General features: G+C 51.6%; 21 protein-coding genes and 1 pseudogene. 9 read left to right on the forward strand and 13 right to left on the reverse strand.

Annotation, left to right across the window (positions count from 1 at the left end):
- From K9G39_RS01820 to K9G39_RS01830, 3 genes are all read right to left on the reverse strand, one after another.
- Nucleotides 1-330 (reverse strand): DDE-type integrase/transposase/recombinase (locus K9G39_RS01820; RefSeq protein WP_292003222.1); only part of this gene is annotated, 330 nt, incomplete at its 3' end.
- Nucleotides 330-470, reverse strand: coding sequence for an IS3 family transposase (locus tag K9G39_RS01825; RefSeq protein WP_292003223.1), 141 nt, complete (start codon nt 468-470; stop codon nt 330-332). The genes K9G39_RS01820 and K9G39_RS01825, both read right to left, overlap by 1 nt.
- Before the next feature lie 119 nt (nt 471-589).
- Complete coding sequence (locus K9G39_RS01830; RefSeq protein WP_292003224.1) at nt 590-724, reverse strand: hypothetical protein; 135 nt, start codon at nt 722-724, stop codon at nt 590-592.
- A 349-nt stretch (nt 725-1,073) separates the two neighbouring features.
- Here K9G39_RS01830 and K9G39_RS01835 point away from each other — a divergent pair, with 349 nt between their 5' ends.
- Together K9G39_RS01835 and K9G39_RS01840 are read left to right on the forward strand one after the other, a co-directional pair.
- A complete protein-coding gene (locus K9G39_RS01835; protein ID WP_292003225.1) occupies nt 1,074-1,589 on the forward strand; it encodes a hypothetical protein in 516 nt (171 codons plus the stop codon).
- Nucleotides 1,590-1,692: 103 nt separating this feature from the next.
- Nucleotides 1,693-2,685 (forward strand): META domain-containing protein, encoded by a 993-nt coding sequence (locus K9G39_RS01840; RefSeq protein WP_292003226.1) that lies wholly within the window; start codon nt 1,693-1,695, stop codon nt 2,683-2,685.
- Nucleotides 2,686-2,698: 13 nt separating this feature from the next.
- Here the strand turns inward: K9G39_RS01840 and K9G39_RS01845 are convergent, their stop codons facing one another.
- The 3 genes and pseudogenes from K9G39_RS01845 to K9G39_RS01855 form a co-directional block, all read right to left on the reverse strand.
- The gene (locus K9G39_RS01845; protein ID WP_292003227.1) at nt 2,699-2,920 is read right to left on the reverse strand and encodes a hypothetical protein; all 222 of its coding nucleotides are present in this window, start codon (nt 2,918-2,920) and stop codon (nt 2,699-2,701) included.
- 42 nt (nt 2,921-2,962) lie between these two features.
- A pseudogene (gene bchF / locus K9G39_RS01850) lies at nt 2,963-3,435 on the reverse strand (2-vinyl bacteriochlorophyllide hydratase).
- A 315-nt stretch (nt 3,436-3,750) separates the two neighbouring features.
- Entirely contained in the window at nt 3,751-4,245 is a 495-nt protein-coding gene (locus K9G39_RS01855) for an L-2-amino-thiazoline-4-carboxylic acid hydrolase (RefSeq protein ID WP_292003228.1), read from the reverse strand.
- Between the two features lie 201 nt (nt 4,246-4,446).
- Here K9G39_RS01855 and K9G39_RS01860 point away from each other — a divergent pair, with 201 nt between their 5' ends.
- Complete coding sequence (locus K9G39_RS01860) at nt 4,447-4,965, forward strand: pyridoxamine 5'-phosphate oxidase family protein (RefSeq protein ID WP_292003229.1); 519 nt, start codon at nt 4,447-4,449, stop codon at nt 4,963-4,965.
- A 49-nt stretch (nt 4,966-5,014) separates the two neighbouring features.
- Nucleotides 5,015-5,677 (forward strand): hypothetical protein, encoded by a 663-nt coding sequence (locus tag K9G39_RS01865; RefSeq protein ID WP_292003230.1) that lies wholly within the window; start codon nt 5,015-5,017, stop codon nt 5,675-5,677.
- A gap of 58 nt (nt 5,678-5,735) precedes the next feature.
- Here K9G39_RS01865 and K9G39_RS01870 read toward each other — a convergent pair whose 3' ends face one another.
- Nucleotides 5,736-6,434 carry an NAD-dependent deacylase gene (locus K9G39_RS01870; protein ID WP_292003231.1) on the reverse strand — a complete coding sequence of 233 codons (699 nt, stop codon included), beginning with the start codon at nt 6,432-6,434 and terminating at the stop codon, nt 5,736-5,738.
- A gap of 331 nt (nt 6,435-6,765) precedes the next feature.
- On the opposite strand from K9G39_RS01870, the gene K9G39_RS01875 reads away from it, so the two are divergent.
- From K9G39_RS01875 to K9G39_RS01885, 3 genes are all read left to right on the forward strand, one after another.
- Nucleotides 6,766-7,914: a geranylgeranyl reductase family protein gene (locus tag K9G39_RS01875; RefSeq protein WP_292003232.1), complete on the forward strand. Its 1,149-nt coding sequence runs from the start codon at nt 6,766-6,768 to the stop codon at nt 7,912-7,914.
- Between the two features lie 116 nt (nt 7,915-8,030).
- Nucleotides 8,031-8,165 carry a hypothetical protein gene (locus tag K9G39_RS01880; RefSeq protein ID WP_292003233.1) on the forward strand — a complete coding sequence of 45 codons (135 nt, stop codon included), beginning with the start codon at nt 8,031-8,033 and terminating at the stop codon, nt 8,163-8,165.
- A 297-nt stretch (nt 8,166-8,462) separates the two neighbouring features.
- Nucleotides 8,463-10,586 (forward strand): hybrid sensor histidine kinase/response regulator, encoded by a 2,124-nt coding sequence (locus K9G39_RS01885; protein WP_292003234.1) that lies wholly within the window; start codon nt 8,463-8,465, stop codon nt 10,584-10,586.
- Between the two features lie 422 nt (nt 10,587-11,008).
- Here the strand turns inward: K9G39_RS01885 and K9G39_RS01890 are convergent, their stop codons facing one another.
- On the reverse strand, nt 11,009-11,767 hold the full coding sequence (locus K9G39_RS01890; RefSeq protein WP_292003235.1) for a SagB/ThcOx family dehydrogenase: 759 nt from the start codon (nt 11,765-11,767) through the stop codon (nt 11,009-11,011).
- Between the two features lie 119 nt (nt 11,768-11,886).
- A complete protein-coding gene (locus tag K9G39_RS01895) occupies nt 11,887-12,321 on the reverse strand; it encodes an NUDIX hydrolase (RefSeq protein ID WP_292003236.1) in 435 nt (144 codons plus the stop codon).
- Between the two features lie 332 nt (nt 12,322-12,653).
- Here K9G39_RS01895 and K9G39_RS01900 point away from each other — a divergent pair, with 332 nt between their 5' ends.
- Nucleotides 12,654-13,187: a hypothetical protein gene (locus K9G39_RS01900; RefSeq protein WP_292003237.1), complete on the forward strand. Its 534-nt coding sequence runs from the start codon at nt 12,654-12,656 to the stop codon at nt 13,185-13,187.
- A 78-nt stretch (nt 13,188-13,265) separates the two neighbouring features.
- Here the strand turns inward: K9G39_RS01900 and K9G39_RS01905 are convergent, their stop codons facing one another.
- Nucleotides 13,266-13,490 (reverse strand): hypothetical protein, encoded by a 225-nt coding sequence (locus K9G39_RS01905; protein WP_292003238.1) that lies wholly within the window; start codon nt 13,488-13,490, stop codon nt 13,266-13,268.
- A 198-nt stretch (nt 13,491-13,688) separates the two neighbouring features.
- Nucleotides 13,689-14,033 carry a GTPase gene (locus tag K9G39_RS01910; RefSeq protein ID WP_292003239.1) on the reverse strand — a complete coding sequence of 115 codons (345 nt, stop codon included), beginning with the start codon at nt 14,031-14,033 and terminating at the stop codon, nt 13,689-13,691.
- Between the two features lie 272 nt (nt 14,034-14,305).
- On the opposite strand from K9G39_RS01910, the gene K9G39_RS01915 reads away from it, so the two are divergent.
- On the forward strand, nt 14,306-15,766 hold the full coding sequence (locus tag K9G39_RS01915) for an aminoacyl-histidine dipeptidase (protein ID WP_292003240.1): 1,461 nt from the start codon (nt 14,306-14,308) through the stop codon (nt 15,764-15,766).
- 12 nt (nt 15,767-15,778) lie between these two features.
- Here K9G39_RS01915 and K9G39_RS01920 read toward each other — a convergent pair whose 3' ends face one another.
- Complete coding sequence (locus K9G39_RS01920; RefSeq protein ID WP_292003241.1) at nt 15,779-16,063, reverse strand: hypothetical protein; 285 nt, start codon at nt 16,061-16,063, stop codon at nt 15,779-15,781.
- Between the two features lie 29 nt (nt 16,064-16,092).
- Nucleotides 16,093-16,560 carry a methylglyoxal synthase gene (locus K9G39_RS01925; protein ID WP_292003242.1) on the reverse strand — a complete coding sequence of 156 codons (468 nt, stop codon included), beginning with the start codon at nt 16,558-16,560 and terminating at the stop codon, nt 16,093-16,095.
- Nucleotides 16,561-16,624 lie beyond the last annotated feature (64 nt).

Below are 16,624 nucleotides of genomic sequence, written 5' to 3' on the forward strand. Positions count from 1 at the left end.
TTCGCTGGTGTACTGGGTACCCTGATCGGTGTTGAAGATTTCCGGCATTCCGTACTTGCGGATAGCTTCTTCCAGACAATCAACACAGAAGCTGCTATCCAGGGAATTCGAAAGCCTCCATGCCAGCACCTTGCGGGAAGAACAGTCGATGACGGCCGTCAGATACATGAAGCCGCCGGGTAACCGGCAATAGGTCACATCGGTCGACCAGACATGGTTCGGTCTGGTAATGGCAAGACCTCGCACAGGTATGGATAGATCCTTGCGCTGCTGATGCGGCTTGCTGGTATGGCTCCAGTGCCCAATACCAGCAAGCCGCAGGTTACGCATCAGGGCTGCACCCGTTTCCGGTTGACCTTGCGCCCTTGGGCGAGCAGTACCCGCTTCATCCGCCGGCTTCCATAAAACGGATGTCGGGTGTACTCCTCGTCGATAAGCTTCATCAGTTCCAGATCTTCAGTATTTGGCATGAGGTTTTGCTTTGCCCGTAGTCCCCTGACCGGTTTACCCCGGCAAGTTTGCATTGGGTCGATACCGACAACTGTTCCTTGTCGCTGATCCAGCTTTTACGAGCTTTCATAGGTACGGATCAACTTTTTTTCAGCCAACCAAACTCAATCCTGAGCCGACCTATCTCGTTCAGGGTTTTCTCGCCCCTGATCGCCTCAAGCGCCACCTTGGCCTTTAACTGTGCCGTAAAACTTTTCCGTTTCTTTTCTCTCATAACTTGTACCTGTTTTTGGGCAAGTTACCACCATAAACTTTTGTCTGAATATCAGGGTACACTATAGCTGCTGCTCACTTGCTCATCCAGAGCCGGTTTTCTTCTTGCGCAGTCCGGCTGACAGATTTCCGTAAAATCGCTCGGGTAGGGTTTTGTGACCCAACGACTTGTTTTCTCGGCTTTTTTGCTCCTGTTTCAGAAAGTTTTTTTCATTTGATAAATTCGATGGTTCACTGAACCTGTTCCCAGAAGGCCTTCAAAAGCCGGTTCCCCCATTTTTTCAACCTTCTGATGGCGAATTAAGGTTATGCAAGCTCCTTTTTCACGGATTTCTGCAGAACGGCAGAAGATGCTCTTTGGAGTATTCACGGTAATCTCGGTTGTGCTCATTGCGGTGCTTTACAAGGTCGGCAAGCCCCTTGTGATTCCGGAACAGGGTGTGTCGTTGGGGATTCTCGATATGGAACTGCCGGTGACGTTTTTGCGTGCAGATTCGATTCTTTCTGTGTGGGAAAGACACGGAGTTGTGGATTTTGGCGTGCGGCAGACTTTGCTGGATTTTCTGTTTCTCATGTGCTATCCGGTGGCGTTAAGCCTGCTCTGTATGAGGCTTGCCGGGAACGCGTCCGGGTTTATGGCTACACTCGGTATTGCAATCTCGTGGGCCGTACTGCTCTGCACTCCGCTCGACGCGTTCGAGAACGTCCTGATTCTGCTGATGCTTGGCGGCAATACAGCTCCTCCTTTTCCCGAGCTTACCACAGTCATGGCCGTAATGAAATTCAGTCTGATCGGTTCTGCTCTGCTCTGTTATCCTCTTCTGAATTTTTTGCAGAAGCTTATGTGCAGGTTTAGGGTATACTGAAGGGTGTTTTCATGGTATTATAGCTGCCGGCTGCTGCATATTTTTTTGACTTATATGCCGAATACATAAACCTGCCGGTAAAAAAAATAGTGAGGATACGGCAATGAACATTGTACGATTTCAATCGGGTAGAGCTGCCATGACGCTCGGGGTGGTTGCCGTGCTTCTGCTTTCCGCTTTCGCAAAGTCCGGAGCGGGTGAGGCGAGCGTGCCACAAAAAGCGGTTGCTCCGAAAGCGCTTCCTTCAGCCCTTGCCGGTACGGAGTGGCGGCTGGTGGAGTTCCAGTCGATGGACGACGCCCAGGGTACCACGCGGCCGCAGGATCCCTCGCTCTACACCATGCGTTTGAACGCGGACGGAACGATCAACATGCGCCTGAACTGCAACCGTGCGAACGGCACGTGGACGGCCGATCAGGCCGGCGACCCTTCAAGCGGCGGCTTCACGCTCGGTCCGCTTGCGTCCACAAAGGCACTTTGCCCACCGCCGAGCATGGACGGGATGATACTGAAGGATGCGGGCTACATCCGCGCTTATGTGCTGAAGGAGGGCAGGATCTATCTTTCGCTCATGGCAGACGGCGGTATCTATGTCTGGGAGCCGCTTTCCGGAGTGCCCTCCGCAATGAGGCCAGATGCCGCGATCGAGTCTGTAATCCTCAATGCGACGCCGGACTACACCGGGGAGATCGTGGGAGACCTCAAGGCGCATTATGCCTATGAAGGTGTCGATCTGAACGGCGACGGCCGCGAGGAAGTGCTGGTGTATCTCATGGGGTCGTTCTTCTGCGGCACCGGCGGATGCACCCTTCTTGTTCTCCGGAAAGCTCGGGAAGGCGGATATGCTGTCGTCAGCGATTTTCCTATAACGCAGCTTCCGGTTATCGTATCTCCCGGAAAGAGCAACGGATGGAACGACATCTGGCGCATGGAGTCGGGAGGAGGTGGGGAAGCCTCGTACGTCAGGCACTCGTTCGACGGCAGACGGTACGTAAAAAAGGAGCGCATCGGTGCTGAAAAAGCGCCTGAAGGCAGGCCTTGCCTTGCCGGGGAGGTTACCTACGGGAAGGGCATGGTGCTCGAACCGCGCAACTGAACGGTTGCCGGTTTCAGGATGAAGCCGAGCACTGTTTTCTTGCGTGACGTTTTGCGATGAGGAACCCCGAGATGTAGATCAGGATGAAGCCGGGTATGACCACGCTGAAGAACAGTATTTCCTGTTGCGGCGTTCTCAGCTGTCCTGATGTCCAAACCATCCAGACAAACAGCGCCCACAGGGGCCCGACAACCAGAAAGGTGATGTTCCAGAGTTTTCGGAAGCTTTGGTTCATGATGCAGTAGAGTGTTGTGTGATTTGATCAAACCGGACCGGCTCAGACTTCGGCCTGCAGTTTCATTTTCCGTTCATTGCTTTTTTCGAGCCAGATCCTTACCAGATACTGCACGGCGTTGATGATGTAGCTCGAATAGGCCCGGTGGCCCATATCACCAGGGTGTCGTCGGGGTAGCCCTTCCAGGCGAGCACGAAGTAGAGGAAATGAAAGAAGGTTGCAACCGAGCTGCCGACATCCTCCCAGAAAAACTCTTTCGAAAAGACCCACTTGCCGAAAATATCCTTCTCGAAGAACATGCCGGTGATGAAGAGTATGACAAAAAAGAGCGTCTTGAAGAGAATGGCCACGCTGATCCAGAAAAAGTCGATCGAGGCGGGATTGCTGGCATACAGGGCGTTCAGGCCGATACCGGTCAAAAAGATGACGAACTGCACCGGCGCCAGCAGGATCTGGATCTCGGTCCATACGGATGCGTTGCGCTTGGCAAGCTGTTCGGGCGTGTAACGTGGCATGATAGTCTTGTTTTACAACTTGAGTGAATAAGGAATCGGAAATTCCCCGGCAATTATTCCACTTCTCTTCCTGAACTTTCATGAATATCGTCATCCGCTTCAGCCAATACCATCGTCACGCATAATCCCCTTCTGAGGGAATAAACCACTCTTCACCATATCGTCGATGCCGAAAAAAAACAGCAGTGGGCTTTCATTTGAAACCACTCATGGGGATCTTGCCCTGAAAGCTATGCGGTTCGGCAGGATCCCGAAAAGAATAAACAATGAAAAGTAAAGCAAATGAATGGATTTTCCTGCCGATGGATCCGGATTTTATGTTTCGGCAGGAGCCGGTTTGCCTGTTGCCGCATCTGTTTTCGCCGGGCGCTGGTACTTGAAGATGCAGACCGGGCTGCCGAAGGCCTGGCGAGAGAGTATTTCTCCTTTCATTTCGGGGAAAGCCCTTCGGGAAGCCTCCATATCCATTTCGCAGATCACATGGCAGGGAGTCTCGAAGCCGTACTCCCTGCAGACCTCCAGATACGGGCAGAAGCGCTGGATCTCCAGCACCGCATCCATGCCCCGGTTGGAAATGTCCACCACATCCATCTCCATGCCCACTGCCCTGAAATACGGCACGGCAGCCCGAAACCCTTCGGCAAGCGTAGGCAGGGCGAGAAGCGTGTCCATGCGCTGTTTCTGCAGTTCGGGGAACCCTTCGAGCATGCTCTCCCATGCCACCTCTTCGCCGTGTTCTCTCTTGAGTTCCCTGAACCGCGCGAACTTCTTTCGGGCGGATTCTATTAACTCGGAGTTGCTGTTCTGCATGGTTTCGTCTCCAGGTTTTTATTCTTGTGCGGCTTGTCAGTAAAGAACTTCACACTTCAAGATACGGGGATCGGTACGCATGTTCAAACATCCAGGTGAGCCAGCTCCTGGCTTGATGTAAAAATCATGCAGAAGAGTAGCGGAAATTGTTGATATTAATTTGACAGTGGTATTGCGTAAATCAGTATAACGGGAGTGGTCATGAGTGAACATGAGAAGCCCGAGGTACCTGAAATCTTCACGAAGCGCGTGCAGAGGCCGCTTTCGCAGGAAGATCTCGAAATGCGTATTCTTGCCTTTCTTGCTTCACGTCGGCTGTGCGTGCTCTCAACCTGCCGCAACAATATTCCTCGGTCTACGCCCATCCTGTTCCGCTCAAAAGGGTTAACCCTCTTCATGGCCGGAGAGCCTGGCCAGAAGCTTGGCAACATCAAGCAGAACCCCAACGTCAGCGTAGGCGTTTTTGACCCGAAATCCGAGTTTTCCGACGACATACATGATATCACCGGCCTGCAGATCAGGGGCCACGGCCGGTTGCTTCGCAAGGAAGATCCCGGATTCATGGAGGCCTTCCGGCTTTTCGGACGTCCTGAAGCGTGGACCGAACACTGGTTCGGCATGATGATCGAGGTGGTGCCGGAGCGCATCGAGCTGCTTGCCATGGGGCTCAAGCTCGAAGGGTACGCCGCCCGGCAGATATGGACACGCCCTGGAGCATGAAAATCCCTGATACAGCAATCCGGTAACATGTAACGCTAAAGAGCAGCGTATGAGATTTCTGCGTTTTTTTCCGGTGCTTGCCGGCATGGCACTGTTCGTTCTCTTTCGTTCAAAGGATGTGTCGGCAGTGGACTATCCGGTTTTATACCCTTCCATGAAGGATCTGCCCCAGGGGGTGGGGGCATTCGTGGAAAAAGGTACGCTACCGCTCATCCTCTCGGAAGCGGATCTCGACGGGGATGGCCTTAATGACTTCATTCTCGTACTGGAACGGCAGAAAGTCCGGAGCTCCGATCCCGAAATCGAGGTCGGTCAGCGACCGCTGTTCATCCTGATCCGGCAGCAGGGAGGAGCCCTGCGACTTGTCAGGCGCAACGACGATATCGTCTACTGCTCTGCCTGCGGAGGCGTGATGGGTGACCCGTTCATGGATGTCGGTGCCGGTCTGAAAACCTTTACCGTCTATCACTACGGCGGAAGCGCGTGGCGCTGGAGCGTGAATTACACCTTCAACTATTCCCGCAGGGACAGAACGTGGCAGCTCGTCAGGGTCGAGGAGGAGCGTTTTCATGTCTCGGAACCCGAGAAGGTTGAAAAAGAGGTCTTAACCCCTCCCAAGCACTACGGCAAGATAGATATTGCGGATTTCCATCCCGAACGATGGAAGGGCACGGGCTACGGCAGGCAAAAGCCTTTTTCCCCGGTGCGCTGAACGAACAGTTCGAGAAGGTGCGGACGGCTTTTTTTGCTATCGTGCAACTGAAGGAGAGTCATCGTTTCATTTTGCAGTGAAAAAGTATGGGAAGCACTTTTCCTGCCTCCTCCCGTACGACGCGGTGGTAGCCGGTTGAGCCGGAGGGTTCCGGATTGATTTCGATGCAGTATGCTCCTGAATCGCGGGCGAGCGAGGGGAACCCTGCTGCCGGCCAGACGGTTCCGGAGGTGCCGATGCTGATGAAGAGGTCGCATGCCGCGATGCTCTTTGACGCCTTCCGCATGACGGCGCCGTCGAGCGTGTCGCCGAACCATGTGATGTCCGGCCTTAGCCAGCTGCCGCAGCCGCACCGGAGCGTTTCGTAATCGCGGCCGTAATCCTCCTTCACCATCCAGCACCGGTCGCACCTGAGTCGCCAGAGGCTGCCGTGCAGTTCGATCACTTCAGCAGAACCGGCACGCTGGTGCATGCCATCGATGTTCTGCGTGACGATCGAAGCTTCCGGTATGTCTGCCATAACCCCATGCCCCGCGTGGGGGTAGCAGTCGAGCACCGCACGGCGCCGGATTTCGTGAAAGCGTAACACCTTTTCCGGATCGCGCTCGAACGCTTTCTGGCAGGCATACTCCTCGAAATCATACGCGCTCCAGATTCCTCCTTTTCCCCGGTATGTGGGTACGCCGCTTTCAGCCGACATGCCCGCTCCGGTGAAGAACACTATCCTGGCGTATGCTGAAAGATCAATTGTTTCCATGGGATGTTCGTAATAGAGGCAAAGTAATGCATAACTACCATATGAGTGTTATCTTTTTAAGTGCCTGAGCAGAGGAACTCGTTACCTCGTTACCAGGAAATTCCTGCTTGTAAGTGGGTACAGGGTTTCGCTCTCCATTACGTAAATCCAGCATGTCAGGTAAGTGAACAGCGCATGGGTTGCACCAGATGGAAATAAAATCCGGTTTCAGGGATGTGCAGCTTCCATGTGAGTATTCAGGTAGGCGACGGATTGAGCTGACATAGCTCCGGAAAAGGCTTGTAATCCTTTCGGAACTCCATGCAAAGGGAGTGAGTATAAAATAAAAATCATGAAAAACTCATATACATGTCTGGTTGTGGGCGCAGGTCCAGCCGGATCATCGGCTGCTTATACTTTTGCAAAAAACGGCATTGATGTCTGTGTTGTCGATAAGGCTGTTTTTCCCAGGGAAAAATTGTGCGGAGGGTTGCTGACCAGCAGGACAAAAAAGAATTTTCTGGATGTTTTCGAGTCAGGATGGGAGGAGGTGTATGAGTGCAAGACGAATGGCGCGCTCTTCTTTCATAAGGGGCAGCTGATCAATGCTATTGAAAATTATGGGGAGTTGTATTTTTGTAATCGAAGCACATTCGATAATAGGCTGCTGGAAAAGGCAACATCAACGGGTGCCGATGTCGTTTTGGGCGAAAGGGTCGAGTTTGTCGATACAACCGCAAAATCGTGTTTGCTTGGTTCGGGCAGAGAGCTACGATATCGTTACCTGATCGGCGCTGACGGCGCAAACAGTATCGTGACCCGGGCCGTTACATCAAAAGGTTTTGACAGAAGCAGTTATGCTTTTGCTGTTCAAGCCGAAACGCCGGATCGAGCCTGCCGGCAAAACGGCACGGCAAGGCCGGAAATCTATTTTGGTGAGGTCGATTGGGGATATGGATGGGTTTTTCCCAAAAAAAACAGTTGCTCGGTTGGTCTTGGGGGGTTGTTCCCTAAAAACCGGAATATCAGAACCAGATTCAGTGAGTTCTATACTGCCCGAAACGGTCAGCCATGTTCTGTGCCATTGAAAGGGCATTATATCCCTTTCGGCAACTATGCCCGGAATGCTGTGTCGAAAGATTGTATTCTCGTTGGGGATGCTTCAGGATTGGTGGATCCGATAACAGGGGAGGGGATTGCCTTTGCTATCGAGAGCGGTCAGCATGCAGCGCATGCTGTCATTTCTGCGATTTCAGGCAGTACAACAAGTGTTGCTGATGATTATGAAAAATATTACTCGAAAATAACCCGGGAGATGGATCGAGCCAACATGATACGGAATTTCCTGTTTTCCGAATATACGAAAGCCCTTTTTATCGGTGCTCTCTCCAGAACCAGAACAATGCCCTATCATTTCATGGATTTGATGTCTGGTGTGATCAGTTACAAGGATCTTTTTTCGATCATACAACAGAAAGTGAAGAAACTTGTTTTCTGGTGAAACATCAAACACGTTTTTTTCTCAAAGTTGTATGCTGCCCGATGCCGTTGCGGTTTTTGTTTTCAACAAGTGTTCGGATTTGAGGTATCCATAATGCCTTTATTCGCCTTGTTTTTATGAAGTTTGATTTCGACTTCGTTATCACGGTTACCATGCCGTTTTTTTTCGTGCATTCGTTCTTCTTTCCCACGACCGGTCCGCCCGCCATCAGAGCCATAGCCATATGGTCGTGCATGAGCATGCGCACATAGACGGGGGACATTGATAGTCGAAGCCTGAGCCAATGTATCGCGGAGGTTGCTACACGCCCGGTCTGCATGCAATGCATCACACCACTGAAATTTCTGATTGTTATACAGTTTTTATTGATACCCCTTTTCTTTCGGCGTTTTTGTGTAACTTTTCTTTTGCAAGCCTTGAGCTGGCCCCCTATAGCAATCCCTACGAAATCAGAGACCATAGACCCAACATAGACGGGACCACTATTTTGTTGCTTTCAGTTCAGTTACAGGTCTGGATGCAGCTCTTCAAGTTATAAGGAAACTCAGATGAGTCTTTCAGGATATATAAGAAAATGCGTGAGAGAGGGAACACAGATTTCGAGGTTCAATGTCACTTGGGGGGCGTTGCTTGCCGCCCCGGGGCATATTTTTTTCCATTTTCTTCTCAAGTACGGTTTTCAGATGGAATACGAAAACTTCGTATTGCGGCTGACGGCTTCGGTATTGGCATTGGTCTCCATGATTTTTGTCAGAATGGAGTCGCCATTCGCCAAAAAATATTTCCCCGTATTCTGGCACTTCTCCCTCATATTCATTCTACCCTTTCTTTTTACCCTTTTTTTGCTCAAGAATAATTTCCATGAGCTTTGGCTTTACTGGGAGATTTTTATGGCTTTTGTTTTGATAGCTTTTGTTCCAAACTGGCTCATGCTCCTGTTTGATCTTTTTGTCGGCGTGTTTGCCGGGGTTGCATTTTTTATTCTTACAACATCCGATATCCGGCTGACTCCGGAGTTTGATATTCCTGCATACCTGACTGTTATGTTTTTTTCCATCGTTGCCGGGTATCTTTTCAGTTACAGTAACAGACGGGGGCAGGTTGCAATGGAAAAGAACGCCGCCCTTCAGGCGCTTGCCGGAAGCATTGCTCATGAAATGCGAAACCCGCTCGGTCAGGTTAAACTCAATCTTGAAATCATCGAACAGCAGCTTCCGGCTTATAAACGGGAAGAGTCGTCATCAGGTGCCAATAATACTGCGCATGAGACTCTTTTTCATGTGCTCGACAGCTTATATCAACACGTCGCATGGTGTCAGATTGCGGTCAAGCGCGGGACTCAGATTATAACCATGATTCTTGACGAGGTAAGAGAGAAGCCTATCAGCAAGAGCAGTTTTGTTCATGTTCCGGCAGCACTTATTACAAGAAAGGCTATTGATGAATATGGATTTGAATCAGATTTGGAGCGTGCAAAAATTATTTTTGACGACAGCGGGGATTTCATGTTCAGAATCAACGAAACCATGTACATCTTTGTGCTTTTCAATCTGATCAAGAACGCACTGTATTTTCTTGAGTCCCTTCCTGAGTCAAAAATTTACATAATGCTTGAAAATGGGGACGACTGCAATAGGGTAAAAGTCAAGGATACCGGCCCCGGAATTTCTCCGGAATACCTCGACAAGTTGTTCGATCCTTATTTTTCGGCAAGCAAAAAGGGTGGAACAGGACTGGGCTTATCCTATTGCAAGCGCGTCATGCATGCGTTTGGTGGGGATATTACCTGCCGTTCCGTCGAAGGAGAGTATACCGAGTTTGTATTAACATTCCCGATTGTAACTTCTGCTGAAATCGAAAGAAGTCACAATGAGCTGATCAATGAAAACAGAGCCCTGTTTGAAAAAAAACGTATTCTCGTTGTCGATGATATAGAAAAGGACAGGGCCACGATAAAGGATGTTCTTATGCCGCTTGTGGCTGCTGTGGATGAAGCCGCGAATGGAGATGAGGCGATCGAAAAATTATCGGCGGCTGGATATGATCTTGTTGTCATGAATCTTGCAATGCCGATACTCAACGGGTATGAAGCAACTGAAATGATCAGAAACGGGCAGGCTGGAAAAGATGCTTCCAGTATTCCGATCGTCGCCTATACGGAACAGTCCTATTCTATCGCGCATGGAAAGTCGAAAAAAGCCGGAATGCAGGGCTTGATTACCAAACCCTGTACGGAACATGATCTCATCAGGGAAATTGCTGCTGTTTTTAAGGACTTTCAGGGGATTTCCCTGCATAAAATGAAAGGCAGAAAGGTGCTTATTGCTGATGATTCGGCAGTAAACCGGATAGGACTTGCCATTCTTCTTGAAAAATACGGCATGACGGTTGATGCAGCCGAAAACGGGAGGGATGCAATAGAGAAGCTCGAAAGTGGAGGATTTGATTTAGTGTTGATGGATATCGGTATGCCAAAGCTGGACGGTCTGGAGGCGACAAGGCTGATACGACAATCGGAGCATCCGAAGGTTTCCGTAATGCCGGTGATCGGCTTCAGTGGTGAGACGGATGAGCAGTTGATCAAGGGTGCCATAGCGGCCGGTATGAGTGATTACCTTATAAAACCGGTAGATATGCAGTTGTTGCTGCAAAAAATAAGTAAATATTTTTAACTGTAAGGTTTTACCCCTGATGTTTCGCTTCGCACAAGCAGTACCCCGGATTTAACCATAACTGAAGGGCAAATATCCGGTCACCGTGAATCATGATTCTGACGTATAAGCCCGGTACTATAAATGGACGGGGGTTTTTAATTGCCCGGATTGCGGCTTTGACGACGGGTCCCGGAGTTACGGGCGAAAGCTTATCCAATTCCTGGTGTTGCGTCGGTAATAAGTACCGATTTCATAAAACAGATTGCTGTTCAGTTTTACCCATGACGCTGATCAGACAGCAATGATAGTAAATGATAATGTCAGTACATGGTGTGTTCCTGGTTTTTCGAGGATAATGTGTCGCTCTATCAGGTTGGATTTGTTACATCCTGAACATTGCTTTCGAAGAAATGAGCTGGAGTTCATGGCAAACAGTTGCGTTATAATTTTTTGCCGACAGGAGCAAGGTAGATGGTGAACTCTTCCTTTCCGTCGACCCTGAGCAGGGTATCCATTGCGGCCTGGTCGTAAGCCGCGATGGCGCAGGTGCCGGCGCCGATGGCTTCGCAGGCGAGATAGAGGTTCTGGCATACGTGCCCTGCGTCGAGTGCAATGACCTTGTGGCCAGCCAGTCCGTAGCGCCACTCCATGCGGTAGGGAATGACGGTCCAGATGAAGGTGACGGCGGCCTCTCCGGCAAACGGCTGGCCGAGAGCCGCTCTGGTTATTTTCCCTTCCAGATTTTCTTCGTCGAATTCAAAAAGGAGCTGGTGTTCGAGGGGGAGATAGCGATAGACGCCTTTATCAAGCCCGGCAACGCGTATTATCGAGAGATAGGTTTCGAAGGCGTGGCGGCATCCGGCCGAAGGCACCGTCCTCAGAGCGTGGCCTGCATCGAGTTTTACCTTTATTCCCTGGGTAGCCCAGAGCAGGAAGGAGAGTTCTTCGATGGAGAGCGATGCGTTGCTGTAGTTGCGGCAGCTTTTCCTTTTCGCAATAGCCGTTCCGAGGTCGATAAGGCCGATATTCTTGAGGGTTTCTACCGATCGAAGCTCTATGCGTTTTGCATCGGGAGCATAAGGCTTTTCCAGAGGTGGCGGTGGAATATGGAGGTTCTGATCGGTTTCGGAGAAGTTTACAGCCTGGCGTATCGTATCCTTGAGGAAGGAGCGGCAGGTTTCGAGGGTTTTCCGGTCCATGGGTGCAATCGTTTATGTTTTCAGTCCCGTTCTGATCTGGCAGTACTTTAGTGATACTTCTTGTGCTGTGCAAAGGTTCCCGTATGGAACGGAAATATGCCTTGTGGGTAGCCTTGCCGTTACCTGGCATTTTGCCGAAGAGCGACGAAAAAGTCCTCGAGCACCAGGTCGAAACCATAAGCGAGAGGGAGGCCCTTCAGATTGTGCTCTGCAAACCATCCAAGCTGCTGGCCTTCGTTCAGAGGGATGGCGTCGGCTGATACATCAAGGTCCATCAGGAAAATGTGCTCGATCCTGTCAGGAAAGTCGTAGACCGCGTGCAGGCGGCTTCGTGAGACGTCGGTTTCAATCTCTTCCAGCATCTCCCTCTTGATGCACCCTTCAGGGGTTTCGTTCTCTTCGACATGTCCGCCTGGGAGGTCCCACATGTTCGGATAGGGGATGTCGGGTTTGTCGTCCCTGAGGAGGAGTAGTACTTCGTTGCGGCTGTTGAGGAAAATGATGCTTGCGCCAGACCGTTTCATGGGAGATTGTTCCGGGTTGCTCTTTTTCATGGGCCCCTCTATTTATTTATTCTGCGATCAGATTGCTTCGCTGACCGGTGCCCGGAAATCCCGTGAACACTTCGCTTTCTCCGGTTCCTCCCGTGCTTTTGCGCTTGCGATTCTGACAGGAACAACTTCTACTCGAACCGCTCATGATAATAAATAGATGTATTTTTATGATAGCATTTTCCGCGCTGTTTTCCATTCGAAAGGCCGTTCCGGCACTTTTTTGACGCCCTCCCCGGGAAAATGCTCATGCCGGAATCTCTTGCGCGATACCTATCTTGCAATAACCGGTCAGACGGTTTTTCGCAACATTTTATCAAGCCACCACAACCGATATGGAAACCAGTGCATCCAGAGAGCTTCTTGCTGACCTTTTCGAAGAATATTCTCTGTGGTATTCGAGTCTTGCCGAGGAGTACGGCACCCTGCCGCGCTCGATTTCAGGCGTGGGTGGTAACGGTCGCCAGTACATCTACCTGCTTGACGGGCTGGAGCTGCACCACATGGTGCGTAACAAGTACATCCGCTTCGTGCTCGACGAGATGAACTCCCTTGCTTATGCGTACGGATCGATTGATCTGCGTGGTGAGAGCGAGGAGGAGGAGCTTCAGGAGATACTCGATCTGGTGGCCGCCGATTCGGGTCACTACATCAAGGGGAGCTGGCGGGTGGTGCGGGGCGAGGACGGCAGGGTGACCGCTCTCCTGCATCTTGGAACCCGGGAAGGTGACGATACCGAAAAACATCCCGGGTCGTGGTTTCTTACCGGTTCCATCCGCTTTTCGGAGCCCGAAAAGGCAAGGTACGCAGCCATCTGGGAGGCGGCTCTGCCGGGCGTGACCTTCAAGGAGAGGGTTGCTGGAGAGTGAGTAATAATGGACGCATAGAGAGGACAGCCGCCCTGCTCCGGACTGGGGCGGGGCGGTTGCGGCATGCACGTTGAAGGTTTATTGCTTCGGAGTGATGGCCGAGTTGATGCCTTTTGCTACATCCTGAACGAGCCTCGATGCTGTATTGACCGAGCTGGTGAGGAGTGTCGCACAGAGACTGGTGCAGGACTCGACAAGAGAAACCGCTGAGGAGACTCCACTGCCGAGCGTGTCGGCCACGTTCTGTACCGGGTTGCCGACCGCATTGAAGAGGTCTGAAAAAACGCCGTTGCTGTTTGCCATGGATGTATGATTTTTTTTGAGAAAAGATACGTTCTGCTTGCGAAAATTTCAGTGCATTCTGCCGCCTGGAATGGGCGCTGCAGTCATGGCGCTAAAAAATTAAATATAACATAATAAGACCCGATAGGAATAGCGCCAGCCCCAATAAACCCTCAGTCGCCATTAAGAAAAAAACTGTTTGCTGAGGGCTCATGCTTTTTATGCCATGGCATTTTTTATTGCTTCGATGAGCTTTTCCAGGTTTTCGATACGGTCGATCTCCTCCCTTTTCATGAGCACTTTCATGTCGCCGTTTCTCATGAGGATTACCGGATACTGGTAGGTGAGGCGGTATTTTTTTTCGAACTCGTCCCGGTGGAGGAACTCCATCGGCACTCCGATGCTTTTTCGGAACTCCTTCCACCCCTCCTTCTCGGCAAAAGTGTCGTGTGTGAGGTTGCAGAGGCTGCACGGATAAGTATCCGGGCTGAGAATCTTGTGCCCGATATCGAGCAGTCCGCTGATGGGCCCGCTGTCGGAGTTGTAGACAAAAACGAGTGTCATAGCAAGCTGGTTGTAAGCATTTTCGATTAGCCCCAGGCAACGGTTGTGCCGGGAAGGGTTGCCGTATGAAAATATAGAAACTCCCTATCCGCCTAAAACGCTCCATAGGGTTATGTAACCCCATTTACCGTGAAGGATGGGAGGCAGGAGCTTCCTGTGGGGGGACGGTTCCGGAATTTCAGGGTTTGGCACGGTTTATAATGCTTGAAGGAGGGTGTATATTGAAAATAAGGAGTGATTACAACCATTGTATTCAGGGGAGAGTGTGGATCATGAGTAACGATATTCGGGAGCTTGACCCGCGGGAGGTGTGGCGAAACTTTTACAGCCTGACAAGGATTCCCCGTCCTTCGGGGCACGAGGAGAAAATCAGGGAGTTTATCTCGGATTTCGGCCGGAATCTCGACCTGGAGACAATAGCCGATGGCGCAGGGAACGTAATCATCCGAAAACCCGCAACTCGCGGCATGGCGGATCGCAAGGGAATTATTCTGCAGGCTCATCTCGATATGGTGCCGCAGAAGAACTTCGGCTCTTCGCATGATTTTCTCTCTGACCCCATAGAACCCGTTGTTGAGGGCGGGTGGGTGCATGCCCGCGGCACCACGCTTGGCGCCGACAACGGAATCGGGGTGGCGGCCGCCATGGCCGTGCTGGAATCTGACTCGCTGCGGCATGGCCCGATCGAAGCGCTTTTTACGAGCGAAGAAGAGACCGGCATGAGTGGGGCAATGGGACTGAAGCCTGGCCTGCTCAGGGGTGCCATTCTTTTGAACCTTGATTCGGAAGACGACAGCGAACTGTTTATAGGCTGTGCGGGTGGTCTCGACGCAACGATGACATTCAGTTATCGTGAACAGACGGTTCCGTCCGGATATGCGGGTTTTGTGATCGGGGTTTCGGGGCTGCGAGGCGGCCACAGCGGTATGGACATCAACCTTGGCCGCGGCAACGCCAACAAGATTATGAACCGGGTGCTGCAGGTGGGGTATCTCCGCCACGGTGCGCTTCTCAGCTCGATCGAGGGTGGAAGCCTCCGTAACGCCATTCCTCGGGAATCGACGGCGACGGTTGCGGTTCCCGCCTCGCAGGCCGGTAACTTTCTTGACGCCCTTTGCATAGAGGCTGCGGCCATAAAAAATGAGCTTTCATGCGCCGATCCCGGGTTGCAGATCGAAGCGGTTCCTGCTGTGGTTCCCTTACGGATTATTGATGAACGTGTTTTCGGGAAGCTGCTGGCGGCAGTCCGGGCCTGTCCGAACGGCGTGGTGCGCATGAGCAATGAGATGGCAGGTCTGGTCGAAACCTCCAGCAATCTGGCCATAGTAAAATCCGGTAATGGATCGGTTGCCCTGGAATGTCTCCTGAGAAGTTCTATGGATTCCGCCAGGGAAGATCTTTCGGCCATGCTGAGGAGTCTGTTCGAGCTTGCCGGAGCGACAGTTGCGTTCGGCGGAGGGTATCCTGGCTGGAAACCCGACCCCGGTTCGCCTATACTGAAGAGCATGCGGGAGATATATACCGGGAAATTCGGGAAAGCTCCGCAGGAAAAGGCGGTGCATGCCGGTCTGGAGTGTGGTATTATCGGCGCTACCTATCCGTCGCTCGACATGATTTCGTTCGGCCCTGCCATCCGCTATCCTCACTCTCCGGATGAAAAGGTCAATATCCCTTCCGTCGAAAAATTCTGGAATTTTCTTGTGGAAACGCTCGAAAGGGCGCCTGCATTCTGAGGGAGTGCGGGTTCATTCCGGGAGGGAGAAGCCTTCGGTGAGGGTGTCGAAATCAACCGGGAACGAAGGTTCTGTCTGGTTGAAGCGGTCTCGTCCTTCCGGCATGGCGTGAACTCCTTTCGGGAACGTTCCATGCAGAACGAGATAGTCGAGCAGCCAGCCGGTGAGACGGTAGTAGCCGTTTGCCTTGCCGGAGTCGGCGTTTAGGGGTTTCCCTTCAGCCCAGCGCTCGACCATTTCGGTTACGAGTGGACTGTAGCGCGTTTTCAGCTTTTCGTGGCCGGGCTTCTGGTTCATGGATTGCTTGTTACGGTTGTTGTTTCCCTTCAGACGCCGGGATTCTGGAGGCGATTGGTGTAGAAATCGTAATCCGGAACCTGCCGGTTGTAGTCCCTGTCCATCAGGGGCGAGGAGATCATGAAATCCGCTGTTGCGCGGTTGCAGGCTGTCGGGATGTTCCAGACCACAGCCATTCGCAAAAGGGCTTTCACATCCGGATCGTGAGGCTGTGGTTCCAGCGGATCCCAGAAAAAGATCAGAAAATCAATTTCACTGCCGGCGATCCGTGCACCGATCTGCTGGTCGCCTCCAAGAGGTCCACTCATGAGTTTATGCACCGTGAGACCGAGTTCACGCTCGAAAACCCCTCCGGTGGTTCCTGTAGCGTAGAGCGTGTGGTGCTCGAGCAGGTCGCGGTTGAACTTTGCCCATGCAAGAAGATCTGCCTTTTTGTTGTCATGTGCCACAAGAGCGATACGCTTTGCCGCTTCCATGTTTACGTCTTTATAGTGCATCGTTTTTCATGTTTATTTTCTTGCTTTTCAAATGCACCACGTCTGAAAAAAAACTCGTGTTACA

The organism is Chlorobium sp., assembly GCF_021740465.1.
Lineage (GTDB): Bacteria > Bacteroidota > Chlorobiia > Chlorobiales > Chlorobiaceae > Chlorobium.

Bases quoted from the DNA above. Each gene is read 5' to 3' on its own strand.
- K9G39_RS01855 (WP_292003228.1), bottom strand. From the start codon at position 4,245: ATGCAGAACAGCAACTCCGAGTTAATAGAATCCGCCCGAAAGAAGTTC.
- K9G39_RS01865 (WP_292003230.1), top strand. From the start codon at position 5,015: ATGAGATTTCTGCGTTTTTTTCCGGTGCTTGCCGGCATGGCACTGTTC.
- K9G39_RS01860 (WP_292003229.1), top strand. From the start codon at position 4,447: ATGAGTGAACATGAGAAGCCCGAGGTACCTGAAATCTTCACGAAGCGC.
- K9G39_RS01880 (WP_292003233.1), top strand. From the start codon at position 8,031: ATGAAGTTTGATTTCGACTTCGTTATCACGGTTACCATGCCGTTTTTT.
- K9G39_RS01895 (WP_292003236.1), bottom strand. From the start codon at position 12,321: ATGAAAAAGAGCAACCCGGAACAATCTCCCATGAAACGGTCTGGCGCA.
- K9G39_RS01825 (WP_292003223.1), bottom strand. From the start codon at position 470: ATGCCAAATACTGAAGATCTGGAACTGATGAAGCTTATCGACGAGGAG.
- K9G39_RS01925 (WP_292003242.1), bottom strand. From the start codon at position 16,560: ATGCACTATAAAGACGTAAACATGGAAGCGGCAAAGCGTATCGCTCTT.
- K9G39_RS01890 (WP_292003235.1), bottom strand. From the start codon at position 11,767: ATGGACCGGAAAACCCTCGAAACCTGCCGCTCCTTCCTCAAGGATACG.
- K9G39_RS01915 (WP_292003240.1), top strand. From the start codon at position 14,306: ATGAGTAACGATATTCGGGAGCTTGACCCGCGGGAGGTGTGGCGAAAC.
- K9G39_RS01875 (WP_292003232.1), top strand. From the start codon at position 6,766: ATGAAAAACTCATATACATGTCTGGTTGTGGGCGCAGGTCCAGCCGGA.
- K9G39_RS01840 (WP_292003226.1), top strand. From the start codon at position 1,693: ATGAACATTGTACGATTTCAATCGGGTAGAGCTGCCATGACGCTCGGG.
- K9G39_RS01835 (WP_292003225.1), top strand. From the start codon at position 1,074: ATGCTCTTTGGAGTATTCACGGTAATCTCGGTTGTGCTCATTGCGGTG.
- K9G39_RS01905 (WP_292003238.1), bottom strand. From the start codon at position 13,490: ATGGCAAACAGCAACGGCGTTTTTTCAGACCTCTTCAATGCGGTCGGC.
- K9G39_RS01845 (WP_292003227.1), bottom strand. From the start codon at position 2,920: ATGAACCAAAGCTTCCGAAAACTCTGGAACATCACCTTTCTGGTTGTC.
- K9G39_RS01900 (WP_292003237.1), top strand. From the start codon at position 12,654: ATGGAAACCAGTGCATCCAGAGAGCTTCTTGCTGACCTTTTCGAAGAA.
- K9G39_RS01885 (WP_292003234.1), top strand. From the start codon at position 8,463: ATGAGTCTTTCAGGATATATAAGAAAATGCGTGAGAGAGGGAACACAG.
- K9G39_RS01870 (WP_292003231.1), bottom strand. From the start codon at position 6,434: ATGGAAACAATTGATCTTTCAGCATACGCCAGGATAGTGTTCTTCACC.
- K9G39_RS01910 (WP_292003239.1), bottom strand. From the start codon at position 14,033: ATGACACTCGTTTTTGTCTACAACTCCGACAGCGGGCCCATCAGCGGA.
- K9G39_RS01920 (WP_292003241.1), bottom strand. From the start codon at position 16,063: ATGAACCAGAAGCCCGGCCACGAAAAGCTGAAAACGCGCTACAGTCCA.
- K9G39_RS01830 (WP_292003224.1), bottom strand. From the start codon at position 724: ATGAGAGAAAAGAAACGGAAAAGTTTTACGGCACAGTTAAAGGCCAAG.